The following is a 20,648-nucleotide window of genomic DNA, read 5'->3' on the forward strand; positions in this document are numbered from 1 at the left end:
TAAATGATACAAATGACTTTAATACAAATTGATAATTATGGTCCATGGACTGTGACTCCAAGACCACGTAATGAATCAGATTTACAAATTTTACAAGCAGAATTATATGCAGATTTGGAAAGACAATTTGCAAATAAAAAAGGTTTGGTTTTCTTTACCCGATTTGATAATTTGCTTGCTGTTACAAATGGTATTGATGAGGAAGACCACTTGAGAATTCAGAGATCCATTAGAAATAGGTATCCAATCACTATCAGTATGGGTGTTGGAGCAGCTGAAACTCCTCATGAAGCTCAAAAATTAGCTACTATTGCCTTACAAAAAGAAGGTGGGGCTCAATCTTCAAAAAGAAAAGAAATTTTAGCTATTGATAGTTTAGCTCCTGCAGATGAAGATAATTTAGTTCAGGCAGCTCATATTGATATTAATAGTGTTACAGAAACATTAACCGATATTGAATCTGCATTTGATACTAATTTCATGGTTAATAAAGCACAGCATTATTTAATGACTAAATTAATTAAAAAAGGAGCATTACTCTTTTTCATTGGTGGAGATAACTTTATGGCTCCATGTAACGGATTGTCTGAAAAGGACATTGAAGATATTTTAGTTGAAATTAATGATGAAATTGGAATTGGTCTTAAAGCGGGTATCGGTATTGGCCGTAATATGGAAGATGCTGCATATATGGCAGATTTAGGACTTGAAGAAATCCGTGAACATGACAACGGAATGTGGACATGGGTTATTGAAAAAGAATATTAAGGGGGCTTCTAAATTAAAGTCATAGCTCCAATGGCAGGAATAACAGATGCTGAATTTTTAAATAAAGTTATTCCATTTGGATTTGACACGGCCACATTAGGCGGTTACAGTTTAGATGCTGAAACAATAGAAGCCAGTGAAAAAATAATCAAAAGAGGAAGAAATGAGTTTCATTTTCTTCAGGATGAAATTATAGACCATATTAAAAAAGAAGTTAATTTAATTAAAAAACAGCATCCTGATGTTAAAGTCTCAGTTAATGTCAGGTCAACTACTCCACAGCCCATTATTGAAGTAAGTAAAATAGACAATTTGGATATTGTTGAAATTAATTGTCATTGTCGCCAGGAAGAAATTTTAGCTATTGGCTGTGGTCAAAATATGTTAAAAAGAGGAGATTTGGCTGATTATATTAAGGATGTTGTTGACAATGCTTCTTGTGAGGTTTCAGTTAAGATTCGAGCTAATGTTGAAGGTAGTGGCACTTTAAAAATAGCTAAACTGATTGAAAACGCAGGAGCTGACTATTTGCATATTGATGCAATGAAAGCAGGAATTTTTGATGCTGATTATGATTTGTTAACTGAAATTTGTTCTAATACTAATATTAAAGTTATCGGAAATAATTCTATAGACAGCGAACAAAAAATTGAAAAGATGCTTAAAACAGGAGTTTATGGCTTTTCAATAGCTAGGGCACTTATTTCTGGCAAATTGAACTTTAATATATCTAATTTTTAAATATATAACACCATTATATAACAATAATTATTAGAAAATATTATAAATGGTTTAAAAGATAAATAAATACTGATTTTATAAAAGGTGATTTCATGGATTTTATTACTCTTAAGAATATTACAAAAACATTTAATGGTGTTGATGTTCTTAAAAATATTAATTTGAAAATCAAAGAAGGGGAAACTTTAGGTATTTTAGGACGTAGTGGTAGTGGAAAATCTGTATTAATTAACATGCTTAGAGGTACATTGGATTACAAACCTGATAACGGTCAGGTTATCTTTAATCTTGCTATTTGTCCAGATTGTTTGGCTGTTGAATCTCCATCTCATGCAGGGGAAAAATGCTCCTGTGGTGGAACTTACGAAGCAAAAGAAGTTGATTTCTTCAATGCTGAAAGAAAAGAATTTGCAAGTATTAAAAGAAGAATAGCTATCATGTTGCAACGTAACTTTGCATTATACGATGAAGAAACTGTAATTGAAAATGTTATGAGGGCAATGAGTGATGAAAATGATTATGAAGACAATCTTTATGATGCTTTAGACTTGTTGGAAATGGTTCAGATGAACCACAGAATTACTCATGTTGCACGTGACTTAAGTGGTGGAGAAAAACAAAGAGTTGTACTTGCAAGACAATTAGCAAAACAGCCTATGATGTTTTTAGCTGATGAACCAACAGGTACGCTTGATCCTCAAACTGCTGAAAAACTTCACAATACATTAATTGAAGGTGTAAAAGATAAAGGAATCACTATGCTAATCACCTCTCACTGGCCTGAAATCATGAATGATCTGGCAGATCATGTTATCTGGTTGGAACATGGAGAAATTAAAGAGGAAGGAGAACCTGAAAATGTTGTGAATCATTTCCTTGATACTGTTCCAGTACCTGAAAAAGTAGAAAATCCGGAAATTGGAGCTCCTGAAGTTAGAATGGATGATGTTAAAAAACATTACTATTCAATTGAAAGGGGAGTAGTTAAAGCTGTTGATGGAATTGATTTAGCCATAAACAAGGAAGAAATCTTTGGTATTGTAGGTTTAAGTGGTGCTGGAAAAACAACACTTACTAAAATGTTAATAGGACTGACTGAACCAAGTAGCGGTAAAATTGAAGTAAAACTTGGTGATGAATGGGTTGACATGAGTAAAAGCGGTCCTCTTAATAGGGGTCGTGTAATTCCATATATGGGATTATTACATCAGGAATATTCATTATATCCTCACAGAACTATTTTAGGAAACTTGACTGATGCTATTAGTTTGGAATTGCCTGCAGAATTTGCAAAAATCAAAGCTATTCATGTATTGACTACTGTCGGTTTTGATGAAAATGTAGCTGAATGCTTACTTGATAAATATCCTGATGAATTAAGTGTTGGGGAAAAACACAGAGTAGCTCTTGCACAAGTTCTTATTAAAGAACCTAAAATAATTATTTTAGATGAACCGACAGGTACAATGGATCCAATCACTCGTGTAATTGTAACTGATTCTATTTTAAAAGCTAGAAAAGAATTGGAGCAAACCTTTATTATCATTTCTCACGATATGGACTTTGTATTGGATGTCTGTGACAGGTCTGCTTTAATGAGAGGTGGAAAAATCCTTGATGTAGGAACTCCTGATGAAATAGTTAAACAGTTAACTGCCGATGAAAAAGAAGGAATGTTTAAAAATTAATTCCTTTTTTTATTTTTTATTTTATTAAATACTTTTTTGTTAGTTTAAAGCTAGCTGGGTTTACATTTGATGTTGCTAAAGAATTGATATGAGCAGTTTTAAGTAACATTAAATTATATTTTTTCTATTCTTTTTTTTAATTAGATTTAGGTGATTTGATTGGAGATTATTGAAAAAACAGAGGAATCAAAAGGAAAAATTAAACAACTTTATGATTCAAATGCAGTTTTATTTGAAGAAACTGTACTTCTTTCTGATAATATTAAATACAGTATTTGTTTTGTTCCTAAAGCAGGAGTATATGATGTAGTTATTGAGGATTTTAAAAATAATCTGGCTAAATATCAGGTATTTCATAAATTATCTCCTTTAACATTAAAATATTTCAATTTACTTAAGGATGAAACTTATTTAGATGATTTTGGCAATGTATTTAAATGTATCAGTCATACAATAGAATATTAATCAGATTATTTTTTCATAAAAAAGATTATATATAAACTAAAATAAATTATATCTGTATAAATTATTTCATGAGAAATGATTATTAATTTGGAGGTTAATTATGACTTGGGAAGATGCGCCATCTCATATCTGTAGAGGTGGAGATAAAAGGGGATTGGCTTTTTGTTGCCCTCCAGTTAAACCTTGTCCAATATTAAATGCTTTGGATGAAGTTAACTTAACTCCTCAAGAATATATTGATATTAAAACGGAATTCGCAAAAGAAACTAAATTAGGTGAAGGAACTGGAACTTGTTTCGGATCATTAGTATGGTGTTGTAAACCATCTAAACCATGTCCATTACGTGATATTACTTTAAAAAATATTGGAATGGCTCATGATGAATATCTGGACTTGAAAAAGGAATTGTCCGAAAGATTGGTTGGTGCTGATAAACCGGATCCTGATGAAAGTGTAAAAGTATTGGCTGAAACTTTCAATATTGGTGAAAGGGAAGCTATGAATGTTTTAAATGATTGTAATAATGATTTAAGAATGGCTGTAAAATTATTGCGTGTTAAATCCTTAGGAAATGCTGATTAATATGGATTGGACTTCCCTATATCTTAAAACAGCCAATTTAAATGTATTTATATTGGGCACTGGTGAAGTAGCTACAAGAAGAGCAAATAAATTTCTTGACCATGGAGCTAATGTTAAATTAGCAGGAGATGTTTTAGATAAGGAATTAATTAATAAAGGGGCGGTTTTAGCTTCAGTTGATGATGTAGATAAATTAGTTCAATGGTCTGAGTTAGTTGTAATAGCTAGCGGTGATAGGGAACTGTCTGATTATGTTGGTAAAATAGCTGGGGATAAATTATTAAATAGGGCTGATTTTCCAGATAATGGAAATATTATTGTTCCTACAAGTTTTAATATTGGTGATGTCGAAATATCTATTTTTACAAATGGAAAAAGTCCATTGATGGCTCGCCAATTAAGAAAAAAAATTCAATCTATCATTACGAAGGAAGATATCTTAAAAATCGAACTTCAGGATTATAGTCGTAAATTGCTTAAATCCAAGATATCTGACCAGAAAAAAAGAAGGCAGTATCTTTATGAAATTTTCAGTAATGAAAATATTAAGGATTTGCTTGATAACAATGAAATAGATGAAGCTAAAAAGTATATCGATGATTTAATAAGGGGATTTGATGATACTTAATTTAAGGGTTGACCATAAAATTGCAAATATTGATGCTATGGAAAATATTGCAAAAGAAATGGATCAGCTGTTTTTGGAACTGCAGGAAAAGTACTCAATTGTGGAATATGTGGAAATATCTACTTGTAATCGTAAGGAATATTATATTCATAATGATAATATAGATGCTTCAGATTCTCTTTTATCTCATGAAAATAAAAGCATTATTATTGATTATGGGGATAATGTCATTAAGCATCTTTTTCGTATGACTTCTGGTTTGGAGTCTATGATTGTAGGTGAAGACCAAATTTTAGGCCAGGTTAGTGATGCTAAGCAAAAGGCATTTAAAGAACGTCATTGCGGCAAGATTTTAGATTCTATTTTTACTAAAGCTATCCACGTAGGTCGTGTAGTAAGAAACAAAACTAATATTAACAAAGGTTCAATTTCTATCGGCTCGGCAGCTGTTGATCTGGCTGAAAAGCATTTGGGAAATCTTGAAAATAAGTCTGTTTTAGTTATTGGTGCTGGAAAGATGGGTAAACTGGTGGCTAAAGCTTTGGCTGAAAAAAATTTAAATGCAATTTTTGTTGCAAACAGAACTTATTATGTTGCTGTTGAACTGGCTAATGATTTAAACGGTCAGGCTGTTCTTTTCAGTGAATTGGGCAAGTATGTTCAAACAGCAGATTTAATAATAAGTGCAACTGGTGCTCCGCATTATATTTTAAATAAAGAACGTTTGGAAAAGACTGATGGAGATTTTAAAGACTTGCTTATGATTGATATAGCTAATCCGAGAGATATCTGTCAGGATGTCTGTGAATTGGGAGTTAAATTATTCAATATTGATGACTTACGTGAGATTGCAGATGAAAATACTAAACTCAGAAAAAAGGAATCTGCAGAAGCTGAAAATATCATCGATGAGGAGTTCACTTTACTTAAAGAATCCTTTAAGCTAATTGGTGTTGAAGATATTATTGCTAATTTAAGAGTATCTATGGAAAAGATAAGAGAAAGAGAAACTAAGAAAGCAATTGCTAAACTTTCTGATGTAGATGCAAATGCTAAAATAGTAGATAATTTAACAAATTCTATTGTTAATAAAATATTTTTTGATATTTCTAAAAAAATCAAACAGGCAGCTCATGAAAATGATGAAGAATTAATTAGAGCTATTGAATTCATGTTTGAAGAATAATTAAAGAATGTTTTTTATTCAAACATTCCTTTTACTTCACTATTTTTAATTTTACTTGCTTTTAAAGCATATTCCACATCTTTTTTATCTACAATTTCTTTGTCATGTGAAATTGCATGGTGAAGTGCTGTTTTTAGAATTTTTTCTTTAATGTCTCTTCCAGACATATTTTTACTAATTTTAACTAACTTTTCAATATTCAATTCATATTCAAGTGGAAATGTTTTAAGATTATTTTCAAAGATAGTTTTTCTCTCATTGTCATCAGGTAAAACAAATTCAATTTCTTCTTCAAATCTGCTTCTTACAGCATAGTCAATTGAATTTGGAGTGTTGGTGGCTCCTATTGTTATCACTGCTTTATTTTCATTAATTCCATCCATTTCAGTTAAAAGGGAATTTACAATTTCAGCAACATCTCCTCTAAGTGACTGGAAACTTCTGTGAAGTGCAATTGCATCAATTTCATCAATAAATATTATAGATGGTGCTGTTTTTTGAGCTTTTTCAAATAATTCCTGTATTTTAGATGCACTGTCACCAACATGTTCTCCAATCAATGAAGTGGCTTTTATTAAATACAATGGAACATCAAGTTCATTAGCCAGTGCTTTTACAAGCATTGTTTTACCAGTACATGGAAATCCATAAAATAAAATGTTTTTTGGAGCCCATGGACCAAATTTATCCGGATTTTCAAGATATTTGATTAAAACTTTAGTTTTATTTTTAGCATTTTCCTGTCCTACAACATCTGAAAGTTTGACATCTGTTTTAACACGTTTAACAGTATCCAAAGTATTTTCTCCAATATCTAAAAGTTTAATTTTAGTGTTTTCAGAGATTATTGAGTTATTGGGGTTGAGAGATACTATTTGAAAACCGTAATCAGGAATTATTTTCTGATCGAAAAGATAGGAATTTTCTTTTACAACTAACCCTAACCATTGTTCACGAGCATACTCTTCGAATAATGCTTTATCAATAATTTCAAGATTATTTTCCATCATTGCAAAATCAAAAGGATAACCTACAGGTTTTAAAACTATACATTCAGCAAAAGGAGTGTTTTCTTTTTGCGCGGGTTTTGATTTTGGGTTAGATGGTTTTGTTTCATGGGTTTTATTGTTTGTTTTCATTTAGTCACCAACTTGTAACAGTTGTTTTTAATTAACTATGTATTTTATTTGTTTTACTATATAAAATATAATAAATATTGTTAAGGTGGTTATTGCATTTGTTTTATCAGATATTGCGGTGATGAAAAAAAGTAAGATTTTAAAAAAATAAGAATGGTTAAATTCTTATTTTAATATTTGTAGAAACCTTCACTTGAGTTTATACCAGTTTTTCCAGCATCTATTTTTTCTTTAAGCATAGCTGCTACTTTTCCCTCAATGGTGTCTGGATCGCTAGCTTTTGGATTCATCATACCAATATTATATGCAGTAGTTAAACCTACAACATCAAGTATTCTAAATGGACCTAATGGAGCACCTGTAGCTAACATCCATGTTTTGTCAATAGTTTCAAAATCAGCAACTCCTCCTGCATATAATGCTTCTGCAGCACTTAAAAATGGAACGAGCATTGAATTAAGGATGTATCCTGGTTGTTCTTTTTTAAGTTTCAATGGAATCATATTGATATTTTCAGCAAATTCACATACTGCATTGAAATATTCCTGACCAGTTTCTGAATGGCCCATAATTTCTGCAGTATTGTTTCTCCAGATTTCATTTGCAAAATGGAGTGCAAGATACTTTTCAGGACGTCCTGTGTACTTGGCAAATGCACTTGGAAGCATTGTGGAAGAATTAGTTGCAATTATTGTTTTTTCAGGAAGATGTTTAGCTAATTCCTGATAAAATGCTATTTTTTGTTCAGGATCTTCAGCAATAGCTTCAATAACTAAATCAGCATCCTTTCCTGCTTCTTCATAACTTGTTGTTAAGGTTATGCTGTCATAGGCATCTTCAACTTTTTGCTTAAGGTCGTTGATTTTATCTGCAGACAGTTCACTTTCACAGCTGAATCCTCTACAATATGCTGTGGGGTTTGTTTTCATTGCTTCAAGAGTGTTTAAATAAATTTCTTTTAATCTTAAAAGTTTAGGTTGTGCTCTTTCAATTGATCCTTCGCTTCTTAACCATATAGTTACATCAAAGCCACAAAAAGCAGATTGAAGAGCAATTTGACTACCTAGTACTCCACCACCTGCTACTACAATTTTCTTCATATTCATTTTTACACCTCTATTGGATACATATTAATATCCTATGTTTCATTATTAAGAAATCATCATTATTATTAATTTCGTTATAATCCTGACTAAAGCTTTAAATAATTTTAAAATAAATCAACTAATTAGTTGTTTGAGATGAAAAAATGAGTTTTAGAACAAAGAGAGTTTTTATAGCAACTCCATTTTATATGCTTTTTGAATTTTTCCTGTTGAAATATTTATTTTTACTCTTTGGTGGAGTTAAGGATGTTTATTTGTTTATAGCTACTTTACTTTTAGGTGGCCTTCAATGTATCCCCATGATATTTGAAGAGCAAAAATCAACTGCTGCCGGAAGATTTTTTACAGAAATATTTGGGATTTGGCAATGGTCAATGTTGATGATTTTAATAGATCTGATTGTTATTTATGTAATAAAACAATTTATTGACATTTCATTTGGTGTTGTATGTATTTTATTAGCTGTTGTGCCGATTTTAGGTGTTTATAATTATTATCATGCTCATAAATTAATAGTTAAAGAACATACTTTAGAATTCAAAAATTTAAAGGAAGAAGTTAATATTGTCCATTTGTCAGATATACATTTTGGTGCTGTAAGATATAAAAAAATAATTAATCAGGTAGCTAATAAGTTAAATGAATTGTCTGGCAGTTGTGACATTGCTATTATTTCTGGAGATTTGGCTGACGGATCTTGTGAGGTTAAAGAAGATGATTTTAATGCATTTAAGAATGTAAACATGCCAATTCTGTTTACACCTGGAAATCATGATTTCTATCCGGGAATTGAAAATGTTTGCAGGGCAGCCAAAAAAGCTGGAATAATTGTTTTAGATGATGAAAAAATGGAATTTAAAGGATTGAATATCTTTGGATTGTCTTTTACTTTTGGAGATAAGGAAGATGTATCTAATGAACAGTTAAAACAGGCTACTGATGATGATACCGTAAATATTATAAATTATCATGTTCCTTATGCTTGGGATTTATTTGCCCGATTAGGTTACAATCTTCAGTTGTCTGGCCATACTCATGGTGGACAATTTTATCCAATGAATCTGTTTTGTAAATTGATGTTTAAATACAATAAAGGAATATTTGAAGAAAATGGTAATTATCTGTCAGTCACTACTGGGGTAGGTTCAATGGACACTCCTATGAGGTGGGGAACTGATTCAGAATTGGTTATATTAAAATTAAGAAAAAAATAAGTTTAAATCATGGTTTCGTAAAGCTCTTTCATTTTCAGAGCATCTTCATCTCTTAGAGGAGTTTCACAAATAATATTTGCTCTCCAGCCATTGTCTATGAGATTTGAAAGTAAATCCTCAATGTTAGGCCCATATTCGTTACTTTCAGCAAGAGTGTGGTGTTTTACTTCACCACCATTGCCATATTCTATTGTTGTAAAATGACAATGAAGGATATCAATATCCAAATTATCTTCCAGTTGTGAAAAAATGCAGTTATAATCTTCTTTTTTATTTAAAAATCCTCTTCCACGTGCATGAACATGGGCAAAATCAATTGTTGGTTCAAAATGATCAAAACTTGCACATAATTCAACAATCTCTGAAACATTTCCCTGTTGTGAACGTTTCCCTGTGGTTTCCGGTGCAAAAGTAAACTCTTCAATACCTTCAGCTTCCAGCTCTTCAAATAATCTGCTAATGGTATTTTTAGAAATTTCCATTGCTTTTTCAGGCTTTCTATTTGAATAAAAACCAGGGTGAAACACTAATCTGTATGCTCCCATCCATTCTCCGGCACGGGCTGTTGCAATTAGATGGTTGAGACTTTTTTTAATTTTCTCTTCTTCTTTAGAGCATAAATTTATGTAGTATGGTCCATGCATTGAAATGAGAATGTCATGTTTTTCGGATTCTTCTTTTAGAATTTTAGCTGACTTTTCACCAATTCTTACACCATAAAGGGATTGATATTCGTAGGAATCAAGACCTTCTTCTTTAATATATTTCGGTGCTTTGTAAGCAGCTCCTTTATAATTAACAGGACTTCCGGCAGGTCCAAACATTACATTATTTTTCATCTTTATCAAAAAAAGTGTTAAATGGAAATTATAAAATTCCCATTGCTTTGTTGGTTTTAGCTATTGATTTTTCATTATCTGATTCCATTTCAAGTAATGCACGAATTGCATCAATATTTTCTGGAACAACATCTGATTCTTGGTGAACAGCTTGCATATAGTATAATTCATTACCTACAACATTTATGGATTCTCTCCAAACTGGAATTTCATATAAATCGTTTCTGTTTCTTCCAAGTTCTTTAGCATATTCCATAAGTTCTGCAGTTGAACCTAAACCTTCACTGGCATCTACAACAAGAACTCTGGAACGTTTTTCTAAAGCATCAATAATTTCCTGAGTTTCTATTTCATTATTTATTTCAACCATTATGTTGTGTTGGTGCATAAGAGTTGTAGGAACAAGTAATGCCATTGTTGTTACATCAATACCTTCCATAACCGTTTTTACATCAGGACCGTGGTGGGACGGTACTTTTGGAGGGTTTGGCACAATGGAGTTGATAGGTCCTTTTTTAACTTCTGAAGGGTCAGATCCTCTTCTAACCATTACTGCTCTAACTTTTTTAATATCTGCAATAGGGTCAATAGTACTTAATGTACGTGTAAGTCCTGTGGTGTTACATGAAACAACTCTGGTGTAATCTTTACCGTAAGAGTCATCATAATTTGAAATAGCATTAAATGAAAGACCGGTTAATTCATGGTCTTCTCCACCTTGGTAAATTGCTTTAACTCCAGCTTTTTTATACATTTCTAAATTTTGAGGACCGATAGTTCCAGGAGTACAGTCTACAACAACATCTGCTTCCTGAATCATGTCTTCTACAGTTCCAGCTATTTCAATTCCTGCTTCTTTAAATTGATTGGCTCTTTCAGGAATTCCAATGTATAAATCATAACCTTTTTCTTCAACTGCAGTTCTTGCTTCGTAATTAGGTCTAGTTTTACTTACACCAATTACTTTCATATCATCTTGAGCAGCTACTGCATCTGCCACTCTTTTTCCTATGGTTCCATATCCGTTTATAGCTACAGATTTCATTTTAATCCCTAATTTTAATATTAAATTTTTAAAAAAAATTTGTTATATGGATTAAAATTTGTAAGTTAAATTATATAAAATTTGATATTTTAAAATTAATAAAAAAGAGCAATAAAAAGATTCAAAGGTAGGAGATTTATTCTACCTTAAATCCAGCTTCTTGGACAGCTTCAGCTAAATCAGAATCAGATACTTTATCGGAATCAAATGTAACTTTTGCAGTATTAGTTTCTAAGTCAGCTTTAGCATCTTCTACACCATCTAAATCTTTTATGGAAAGCTCAACAGCTGCTACACAAGATGGACAGTGCATTCCAACAACATTAATAGTTTTTTCTTCAGTTGCCATAATTTTTTCTCCTTAATTGTTTATATTTAAGTATTTGGCCAGAAACTATATATAAACTTTTAGTCATGCCAAAATATTTATCTGTAATTTAAAAGTAGTGATGCATAAACAATTACAATAACTGAACCAATGTTATGTACAAATGCTCCTTCAATAGGATTTAATAATCCAAGCATAGCTAAAACTGTTGCTATTAAATTTAAGGTTAATGCAAATCCAATTCCAGCATTAATGGTTCTTAAAGTCTTTTTAGATACTTTAAATAAATGGGGTAAGTCTTGGATATTGTCATGGATTAAAGTAATATTTGAAGCTTCAATTGAAATGTCACTGCCGATGCTGCCCATTGAAATTCCTACATTAGCTTGTTTAAGAGAGGGAGCATCATTTAATCCGTCTCCAATCATAGCTACTTTATTATTTTTTAATTGTAATTCTTTAATGTAATTACTTTTATCTTCTGGTAAACAGTTATATTTGTAATTGTCAATCTCGACTTTCGAAGCAATAGTTTGAGTTGTATTTTGATTGTCTCCACTCATAAGTACCGGAGTAACATTCATTGATTTTAAATTAAGAATAACATCAACTGCATTATTTCTTAAAAGGTCCGATAATAATACTGCTCCAATTAACTGATTATTCATACAAAGATAAATTGCAGTTGCTCCGGCATCTAAATGAGGCTGAACTTTTGTTTTTTCAAATTTTTTATAGTTTTCATTTAGAAGCTTTTTGTTTCCAGCTACTATTTCATTATTTCCAATTTTTCCTTTAACTCCTTTTCCAGAAATAATCTCAAAATCATTTATTTCTTTCAATGGGGGATTTTTACGGATTTTATAATATTTCACAATTGCTTTAGCAAGAGGATGTTCTGATTTATTTTCAAGTGATGCAAGAATATGCATTATTTCATTTTTAGTGTATTTCTTATCATATGGGATTATTTGATTTACTTCTGGTTCTCCATAAGTTAATGTTCCGGTTTTGTCTAAAATTATACTATTTACTTTAGCTAGCTCTTCAAGAGTTTCTCCATCTTTAACAAGAATTCCTTTTTTGCTTAAATTTCCAATAGCTGCCATAATTGCTGTTGGCGTAGCTAAAACTAATGCACATGGGCAAAATACTACAAGTATTGTAACTGCTCTTAAAATTTCATGAGTTATAATCCATGTTCCTATTGAACAGATAAATGCAACTACAACAATCCATGTTGCCCATCTGTCAGCTGCTTTTACGATTTTTGCATTTTCAGGTTTTGAAGATTCAATTAATTTTATTAATTTGTTTACTGAACTGTTTTCTCCATTTTTTGTTGCTTTGATGATTATTGAACCATATAAGTTTATTGTACCGCTGTATACTTCATCACCTACAGTTTTATCCACAGGAAGTGACTCTCCAGTTAATGCTGCTTGGTTTATTGAAGATTCACCTTTTATAATTACTCCATCTCCGGGAATTATTTCTCCAGGCAATACTTTGATAATATCGTTTATTCTGATATTTTGAGCAGCTATTTCTTTTTCATCCACATTACTGTTTATTATTGTTGCAGTTGTTGGAGTAATGTCAATTAAATGTTTAATTCCATTTTGAGTTTTGCTTACGGTGTATTCTTCTAAAAATCCTCCAATAGTCATGATTAAAGCAATTACTCCTGCAGCAAATACTTCACCAATTATTATTGATGATATGATAGCTATTGAAACAAGTAAATCTGCTTTTATGTCTTTTTCATGTATTAATGATTCTATTGCTTCTCTGATTATGGGCAAACCACATAATATAACTGCTATCCATGATAAATCAAAGAATAATAAGTCTGGTTTTATAAAACCAGTTATTAATGAGATAGCTGAAATAACCATTAAGATTATTTCTTTTAATTCATCTTTTCCTAGCCAATTTTTAATATTCATTTAATCACCTAAAGTATAGGTATACCCCTATAGGTATAAAATTATTTTAAAAAAAATTAAATTCTGGAATAATATTCTAAAATTGTAGATACATCAGCTAATGCTTCTTCAGTATCTCCTTTTTCCATACTTTCTTTAATACAATGTTCAAGATGTCCTTCAACAATTATATGTCCTACTTTGTGTAGTGCTGATTTTGATGCATTTATTTGCATTAAAATATTTTCACAAGGAACATCTTCATCAATCATACGATCAATTGCATTTAGTTGACCTATTATTTTTTTTAATCTTCTGTGAAGATTCTCAGAATCCATACATTTTTTCAAAATAACACAACCTATACCTAGTAGGGTATATATTTACTTGTTGTATATAAATATTTTGAGTTGTTGAGTTTACAAAAAGAAAAAAAGAAAATGATGTAAACATTTAGGTTACATCTATAATACCTGATCCATCACCAGAACTACTGCCTGATCCTGAATCTCCGCTTGAGGAACTTCCGCTGTGGCTTGAACCTCCGCTTGAAGACCCTCCGCTTGAAGAGCTTCCACTTGAAGAGCTTTCACTGTGGCTTGTTCCACTTTGATGGCTTGAACTTCCACTTGAAGAGCTTCCAGTTGTTGAACTGGAACTGGAATCAGAACTTGAAGAACTTCCTCCAGATGAACTGGAATCAGAACTGGAACTGCTTTGATCAGATAAAGTACTATTGCTAGTTAAATTAATTGTAGAATTATTATCATGTTCAGTTGTATTATCTGATGAATTGGTAATGTTTGTTGCATAAAAGACTAACCCAATGAGGATAATACAAACAATAATAATTGCAAGTATAATATTATTTTTCTGCAATTTATCTCTCCATTTTTAGTTTATTATCAGATGATATATAGTCAAATATAGTATCAACTGATTCAATTAATAAATCAACATATGGTACAGTTACATTATTATAATCTTCGTATTTATATGTTTCATAAAGTACAGTAGGAGTACCTGATTTTTGTATAGGGAGAGTTACATATGGTGGACTTGTTTGTGAAGCAGGGAAATATTCCTTTAAACCAGGATTATCATTGATTATTTTAGTAGCTATGGCTTTTGATACATTATCCTGTGCCGGAGCAAAAGCAAAGTTAGTAATGACATATGCTCCGCCTTGATTGGAATGTACATCAACTACAAGGGAATAATTGTTTTTTATAGCTTCAGGAACTACATAATCACGTCCTAAAAGTTGTCCTCTCATTCTATTAATATCATCAATAGGTTTACCAATTGGTGTTACATTTATTTTATAAATATCATAACAGTAATTTAATTCACCGGATTTTTTAGTTAATTCATCAAATAATGCTTTGTGAACAGCGTTTTCAGTTACATGAACACCAATGATATAAGCTACTCTTACCTTTGAACTGGTATTACCAATGGATTTATATAAATAAACAGTACCATTTTCATTTGAACCTAAATTGTATCTTTTAAATCCGGTTTCATTATTGTAAATCTCTAAAGTTTTTCCTACAGAATAACCGTTGTAAGTTGTTGTAATAGTATAAACTCCAGGATATGCTTTAATATTAATAAATGCAATACCTTTTTCATCAGTAATTTTAGTTAAAACTTTACCTGCAATAAGAAATGTTACAGAAGCATTGCTAAGTGGTCTGCCTTGTCCGTCTAAAACTTCTGCAGTAAAAGTTGCAGTACCTGTTTTGTTACATGGCTGACTAATATCATATGTAATTAAAGTTTTATTTACAAAGACATTATTTCCTGTTTGCAATCCGTCAGGATGCATAGCAGTTATAATATAATTTCCAGGATTAAGGTTAATATTTAACTTGGCAGTACCGTTTTCGTTGGTGTATTGTGTGTAGAAAACACCGTTGATATTAAATGTAACTGCTGTATTGTTAGCTATTGGATTTCCTTGTTTGTCCAAGAAAGTAGCGTAGTATTGGGATTCATTTTTATAATACTTAACTAAGTCCTTGGAAACAATTGTAGGCAAAACATCAATAGTATATCCTTTTTTTTCACCTTTAGGGTGTATAGCTGTAATTATATATTTTTTAGGATAAAGTTGGATGTTTAATTTTGCAGTACCGTTTTCGTTGGTGTATTGTGTGTAGAAAACACCGTTGATATTAAATGTAACTGCTGTATTGTTAGCTATTGGATTTCCCTTTTCATCCAAGAAAGTAGCATAGTATTGGGATTCATTTCTATAATACTTAACTAAATCATTTGATTCAATAACAGATAAAATTGTAACTTTTGCATTTTTAAGTGCAGGATTATAAATATCTGAACCATTATAAGCTACTGTGAAATTGTAAACATTCGGATCTAAATTAATATTCATTCCAAATGTACCATTGCTATCTGTAATCTTATTATAACTCATACCATTAATATTAATACTAACAGTTTGGTTAATTATAGGGTTACTATTATTGTCTAATAATTTTCCACTTAATTTTGTACCATTTTTATAGTACATTTCAAAGTCATGTATGTCAATACTAACATCGGATTTAACATCAGTGGTATTTGGTTGGATAATATTATTATCATCAACTTCTAAATCAGTGTTAATAACGTTATTATCATATGTTTCCATACTTTGATGTAAATCAGTAGTATTTTCATTTGCACTTACAGTAGAAATTCCAGCTATCAATATAAAAACTGATATTAGAATTATCAACTGTTTTTTAAATATTAAATTTTTCATATGACAACACTATAACCAATTTGTACTTCATTATATAAACTTTTTAGGAAAAATAACACTTTTTCTGTTTATTTTTGATGTTATATGCTTCTGAAATTCATTTCTTTTTTATATTTTGTTTTAAGAGCTAATATTCTTCAGTATCATTTAAAACTTATTATTGTCTTTTTAATAAAAAAATAAAAAATAATGATAAATAAAACATAGGATGATATAAAATGATAAACTTTCGATAAAACTTTAAAATAATGTCTAAAAGAGCGTCTTGTAAATTTATACTGATTATTTTCTTTCTAAATATGAAATGGAGTTAATATTTAATAATACATACTTAAAGGATAATAATTTTTAAAAATAGCTATTATGTTGTGAAATTACGAAAATTAAAAAATAAGAAAAAAGCAAATTAAAAAAATTTGCTTGAAGTTTAAGGAATAAATCTATTCCATAGCCTCTAGTTTTTCTGGGAAATATGTATCTACTACATATTCGAGACCATATTTTGAGAAAGATTGCTGTTCTGCTTTTTTACCAATCTTAAGCATTTTTTTAATTTCAGTTTGCCAGAAATCACTTTTATACCTTGGGTCTTTAGCTAACTCTTTTAATCTCATAACATCAACGTCTTTAAGATTATCTGTTGGCAAATCATAATTGATAATGTCACTAGCTGTTACTCCCATGAATTTTGCATCAGGAGTAGCTAAATCATGATTAACGTGAGCTAATTTTGCACTTCCTGAAATAATCACCTGTGCAATATGAAATCCCCAAGGGTCTCCGTCGTTACAGATATAAACAGGCAAGTGTAATTCTTCATTTACTCTTTTAATAAATCTTCTTGTAGCACGAGCTGCTTGTCCTTTAAGTCCTACAATTAAGGTATTAAATCTGTCATATGCTTTTTCCTGAACCATCCTGTGGAACATTCCCATGGTTTCTACAGCAATAACTCTATCTACATTACAATCTAAGAAATCTACTTGATCAATTGTTGGTGAAATAGTATATCCTGATTTTCCAGCTTTTAAAGCATTAATTTCAACATCACCATCTTTTAAGGTTAAATCACCATATACTGAGGCACCATCTTCCTCTGGCATTAATCCTAAATCTTCCCTTGTTGTTCCTAAGGTTACTTCTAAATCTTCTCCAACAATGTTTGATTCCTGCTGTGTTTTAAAACTGATTCCCCAACCTTCAGAAACATAATACATTTCCCTGATTGTAGCTGTTTTTTCTCTTTGAACTAAATCTTTACAGAAATTAGCTACATAAACCATTTGCCCTAATTTTCTGATTTGTTTTACATTACCAAGAGATCTTCTACCGTATCTGTCTCCTAAAACATAATATCTTTTTGCTTCATCATAAACAATATTTGAGGTACCACGTGAAGGAACTTTTATAGAAGGAACTTTTTGTTTTTCGATTTCTTCAATAATTTCCTGACCTAATCCTTTTAATTTGTTGAAGGTATATTCTTTTCTTAGTTCTTTATGTGATTTACCTTCTGGGTTTTGTTTTATTTCATCAGACATTTAAATCACCTGTTTATTCTTCTTCCTCATATTCTGGAACTTCCTCTTCAATGTTTTTAAGATTACTGTGGTCATCGTCAACAGCATATCCAAATTCATCAAGTTCTTCCATAATTAATGCGTCTTCTTCTACTTCTTCTTCCTCTTCTTCAACTTTTTCACCAAGTAATTCTGCAAGTGCCCTTTTAGTTACTTTAGCTAAAACTTGATTATATTCAGGTATTCCAGTTTCTCCTAATTTTGCAGCTTCTTCAATGATGACTGGGAGATAATCTTCGAATACTTTTGAACGCATTGCTTTTTCTTTTGCAGCTTTTTTAGCTCTTAAATGTTTTTGAAGTTTACGGGCTAAAGTCATAGTTGCCTGTCTTATTTCATGAACAATTTCAGGTTCTGGAGATACACTTTGTTTTCCGGTAGAAAGATAAGGAACTTGTGTTGAAATGATGTTTACAAATAAAGTAATTGGGGAATTGTCAAAGTCTTTAATTCCGTAACGTTTCCAATCAATACTTTTTAGTGCTTCGGTAATTGCACAGCTTCCTTGATCAAATGTTAATGGAACTCTATTTGCAAATCTCATAATTTCTGATTTTCTTTGTTCATTTACAACTCTTCCGGAATCTCCACCATAAGCAATTCCTGCTTCAATAATGAAAGAAACACCTCCTCCATAGGTTACAGGTTTTCTTGTAAGTGTAGCTATGAATTCAGGTTTAAGAATTTGTTTCATACCTTTTTCAATTTGTTCTGATCCGATAGGTATGAGTCCGTTACTTGGAGGAGCCATGAATTTCATTTTTTTGAAACAGTTTACAATAGCTTCTGCTTCAGCCCAGGTCATATCCTTTGGACGTTTATTCATGTCAATACCAGTCATTTCCTCAATTTCGTTTACTCTTTTATTGGACATTCTGGAAAGTGAGCTGGTTAACATACTCTTGTATCGTCTTTTATCAGTATGTTTTGCCATAAATAGAATATCATCTGCACTAACTCCTTTTGGATGTGGTAAAACTTCTTTTGGAAGTATCGGAACAATATTTGCCGCTCTTTTAAAAATATATTTGTGTCCACTTGGATCTCTAAAGGTAATTTTTGCATGAGGGTTTCCAATCATGGTTCTTCTGATGTATTCAAAAGCACCTTGTTCTGCCATGGAGTAAGAAACATCTTTAAATTGTAATTCGATACAGACTCCAGTATGTTCAGCAGGGAAATCTTCTCTTTCCATTAACATACCTTTATTTTTCTTAACATCCATTTTGAACTTCATTTTAACTCCTTTAAGTTTATCTCCTTCCTGATAACAGGAGATTACACGAGCAGGTTCACCAGTAGTCATCTGTGATAAAAGTACACAACCACTACAACCTAAACCTTGTTGTCCTCTTGACTGGATGTTTCTGAATTTGGATCCTGCAAACATACTACAGTATACTTGCATTACAAAGTCTTCAGGAATTCCCGGACCGTTATCGGAGTGTCTGAGAATGTAATGTTCTTTATCAATTCTTTTTAATTCAATATTGATTTCTGGAAGGATACCTGCTTCTTCAGCTGCATCAAAACTGTTCGTAATTAATTCGTGAAAAACAATTGTTAATGAGCGGATTTTACCAGTGAATCCTAACATTTGCTTGTTTTTTCTAAAGAACTCTGATGGTGTCAATTGTTGGAAATTGTCAAAGAGTTCATTTGCTTGTTGAGACAAATTTTTCCTCCTTAAAATTTTATAATTTATTTATGAATCTATTCTTTATTTAAATCAAGTCAGAGAGCATTTTCAAAGTAATATTTTTAGAGTACTCTATCTGTTATGATTAAGTTATAGATAAAAAAATAATAATTTTATTGTAGAAAACATGATATTTTCATTACACTATCTATATATGCTAAGTAAAGTATATAATATTTTGCTATTTGTTTTGAAATTTTTGACTTCAAAATAAAATATTGCAATGCTTCTAAATCATTGTAAAAAAAAGTTAAGTAACATTAATAAAAATGTTACTATTTCATCATTTCTTCATCAAAGTCGATTCCGTCTTTGAATTCGATTTCATCATCTTTGATTCCAACAAGATCTTTAAATTCTTTAAGTTTCAATTCATCTTTTTTACGCTCTAAAAAAGAATAGACTGATTTGTGTCTTGATCCTTTTAAAATCATTTCAATAGCTTCTTTAGCTATCATGATGTTGTCCATTTCACCAATTAATGAAACGGTTTTTCCATAGATGGCCATTTGCACGTCAGCCATATCCATAATTATTTCACGTGTTTTTCCATTTTGCCCAATTATTCTCCCTTTATATCTAGAAAGTGCATTTTTAGATTTTCCAATGTATAATGGCAATTTTATGACTTCTAAATAAATATCATCATTAACTAAGTTAAGAGCAACTTCCGGATTAAATCCGCGAGCTACTGCTTTTACAATGTGATTTGCATTCCATACGCCAAGTGGATCGCTCATGTTTTCTTGTGGGGTGATGTAAACAGTTCCGTCTTCACTATCAATATCTAAGATTGTTTCAGTAGCCTTTTCAATTGATTTTTTTACATCTCCCTTGTTTCCAATTAGTGCCCCAATTCTATTTTGAGGTATTTTTAAATAATCTGTTTCTGGCATACTTATCACCTTTTATAAGTAATATAAGTTATTTGTATTGTTTTA

20 protein-coding genes are annotated in these 20,648 nt (G+C 30.9%); 8 read left to right on the plus strand and 12 right to left on the minus strand.

Features of this window, described 5'->3' with window-relative positions:
* Window positions 1-3 precede the first annotated feature (3 nt).
* From K4897_RS06610 to hemA, 7 genes are all read left to right on the plus strand, one after another.
* Complete coding sequence (locus tag K4897_RS06610) at window positions 4-768, plus strand: GTP cyclohydrolase III (RefSeq protein WP_019264868.1); 765 nt, start codon at window positions 4-6, stop codon at window positions 766-768.
* Window positions 769-798: 30 nt separating this feature from the next.
* Window positions 799-1,509 (plus strand): tRNA-dihydrouridine synthase, encoded by a 711-nt coding sequence (locus tag K4897_RS06615; RefSeq protein WP_250415766.1) that lies wholly within the window; start codon window positions 799-801, stop codon window positions 1,507-1,509.
* Between the two features lie 92 nt (window positions 1,510-1,601).
* The gene (atwA, locus tag K4897_RS06620; RefSeq protein ID WP_250415768.1) at window positions 1,602-3,197 is read left to right on the plus strand and encodes a methyl coenzyme M reductase system, component A2; all 1,596 of its coding nucleotides are present in this window, start codon (window positions 1,602-1,604) and stop codon (window positions 3,195-3,197) included.
* 159 nt (window positions 3,198-3,356) lie between these two features.
* Window positions 3,357-3,662: a hypothetical protein gene (locus K4897_RS06625; protein ID WP_019266673.1), complete on the plus strand. Its 306-nt coding sequence runs from the start codon at window positions 3,357-3,359 to the stop codon at window positions 3,660-3,662.
* Between the two features lie 100 nt (window positions 3,663-3,762).
* Window positions 3,763-4,245: a methanogenesis marker 9 domain-containing protein gene (locus K4897_RS06630; protein ID WP_250415769.1), complete on the plus strand. Its 483-nt coding sequence runs from the start codon at window positions 3,763-3,765 to the stop codon at window positions 4,243-4,245.
* A gap of 1 nt (window position 4,246) precedes the next feature.
* Complete coding sequence (locus tag K4897_RS06635; protein WP_019264863.1) at window positions 4,247-4,873, plus strand: bifunctional precorrin-2 dehydrogenase/sirohydrochlorin ferrochelatase; 627 nt, start codon at window positions 4,247-4,249, stop codon at window positions 4,871-4,873.
* Complete coding sequence (gene hemA, locus K4897_RS06640) at window positions 4,863-6,059, plus strand: glutamyl-tRNA reductase (protein ID WP_250415771.1); 1,197 nt, start codon at window positions 4,863-4,865, stop codon at window positions 6,057-6,059. Before K4897_RS06635 ends, hemA begins: the two co-directional genes overlap by 11 nt.
* A 14-nt stretch (window positions 6,060-6,073) precedes the next feature.
* On the opposite strand, the gene K4897_RS06645 is transcribed toward hemA, so the two are convergent.
* Both K4897_RS06645 and K4897_RS06650 read right to left on the minus strand, forming a co-directional pair.
* Window positions 6,074-7,198 (minus strand): AAA family ATPase, encoded by a 1,125-nt coding sequence (locus K4897_RS06645; RefSeq protein ID WP_250415773.1) that lies wholly within the window; start codon window positions 7,196-7,198, stop codon window positions 6,074-6,076.
* A gap of 170 nt (window positions 7,199-7,368) precedes the next feature.
* On the minus strand, window positions 7,369-8,304 hold the full coding sequence (locus tag K4897_RS06650) for a 3-hydroxyacyl-CoA dehydrogenase (RefSeq protein ID WP_250415775.1): 936 nt from the start codon (window positions 8,302-8,304) through the stop codon (window positions 7,369-7,371).
* Between the two features lie 143 nt (window positions 8,305-8,447).
* On the opposite strand from K4897_RS06650, the gene K4897_RS06655 reads away from it, so the two are divergent.
* Window positions 8,448-9,518 (plus strand): metallophosphoesterase, encoded by a 1,071-nt coding sequence (locus K4897_RS06655; protein WP_250415776.1) that lies wholly within the window; start codon window positions 8,448-8,450, stop codon window positions 9,516-9,518.
* Between the two features lie 2 nt (window positions 9,519-9,520).
* On the opposite strand, the gene K4897_RS06660 is transcribed toward K4897_RS06655, so the two are convergent.
* From K4897_RS06660 to K4897_RS06705, 10 genes are all read right to left on the minus strand, one after another.
* Window positions 9,521-10,357, minus strand: coding sequence for a TIM barrel protein (locus tag K4897_RS06660; protein ID WP_250415777.1), 837 nt, complete (start codon window positions 10,355-10,357; stop codon window positions 9,521-9,523).
* Between the two features lie 28 nt (window positions 10,358-10,385).
* Entirely contained in the window at window positions 10,386-11,402 is a 1,017-nt protein-coding gene (locus K4897_RS06665) for a phosphorylating glyceraldehyde-3-phosphate dehydrogenase (protein WP_019264857.1), read from the minus strand.
* Between the two features lie 136 nt (window positions 11,403-11,538).
* Window positions 11,539-11,751: a heavy-metal-associated domain-containing protein gene (locus tag K4897_RS06670; RefSeq protein WP_019264856.1), complete on the minus strand. Its 213-nt coding sequence runs from the start codon at window positions 11,749-11,751 to the stop codon at window positions 11,539-11,541.
* Between the two features lie 77 nt (window positions 11,752-11,828).
* Window positions 11,829-13,679 (minus strand): cation-translocating P-type ATPase, encoded by a 1,851-nt coding sequence (locus tag K4897_RS06675; RefSeq protein WP_250415779.1) that lies wholly within the window; start codon window positions 13,677-13,679, stop codon window positions 11,829-11,831.
* Between the two features lie 56 nt (window positions 13,680-13,735).
* Window positions 13,736-14,008: a metal-sensing transcriptional repressor gene (locus K4897_RS06680; RefSeq protein WP_019264854.1), complete on the minus strand. Its 273-nt coding sequence runs from the start codon at window positions 14,006-14,008 to the stop codon at window positions 13,736-13,738.
* A gap of 103 nt (window positions 14,009-14,111) precedes the next feature.
* On the minus strand, window positions 14,112-14,537 hold the full coding sequence (locus tag K4897_RS06685) for a 1,4-beta-cellobiosidase (RefSeq protein WP_250415780.1): 426 nt from the start codon (window positions 14,535-14,537) through the stop codon (window positions 14,112-14,114).
* 1 nt (window position 14,538) lies between these two features.
* Complete coding sequence (locus K4897_RS06690; protein ID WP_250415782.1) at window positions 14,539-16,428, minus strand: Ig-like domain-containing protein; 1,890 nt, start codon at window positions 16,426-16,428, stop codon at window positions 14,539-14,541.
* A 440-nt stretch (window positions 16,429-16,868) separates the two neighbouring features.
* Window positions 16,869-17,969: a DNA topoisomerase IV subunit A gene (locus K4897_RS06695; RefSeq protein ID WP_019264851.1), complete on the minus strand. Its 1,101-nt coding sequence runs from the start codon at window positions 17,967-17,969 to the stop codon at window positions 16,869-16,871.
* Window positions 17,970-17,982: 13 nt separating this feature from the next.
* Window positions 17,983-19,683, minus strand: a complete 1,701-nt coding sequence (gene top6B, locus K4897_RS06700) for a DNA topoisomerase VI subunit B (RefSeq protein WP_019264850.1) — start codon at window positions 19,681-19,683, stop codon at window positions 17,983-17,985.
* Window positions 19,684-19,982: 299 nt separating this feature from the next.
* Window positions 19,983-20,603: a KH domain-containing protein gene (locus tag K4897_RS06705; protein ID WP_019264849.1), complete on the minus strand. Its 621-nt coding sequence runs from the start codon at window positions 20,601-20,603 to the stop codon at window positions 19,983-19,985.
* Window positions 20,604-20,648: the final 45 nt, after the last annotated feature.

The organism is Methanobrevibacter sp. TLL-48-HuF1 (assembly GCF_023617305.1).
Lineage (GTDB): Archaea > Methanobacteriota > Methanobacteria > Methanobacteriales > Methanobacteriaceae > Methanocatella > Methanocatella intestini.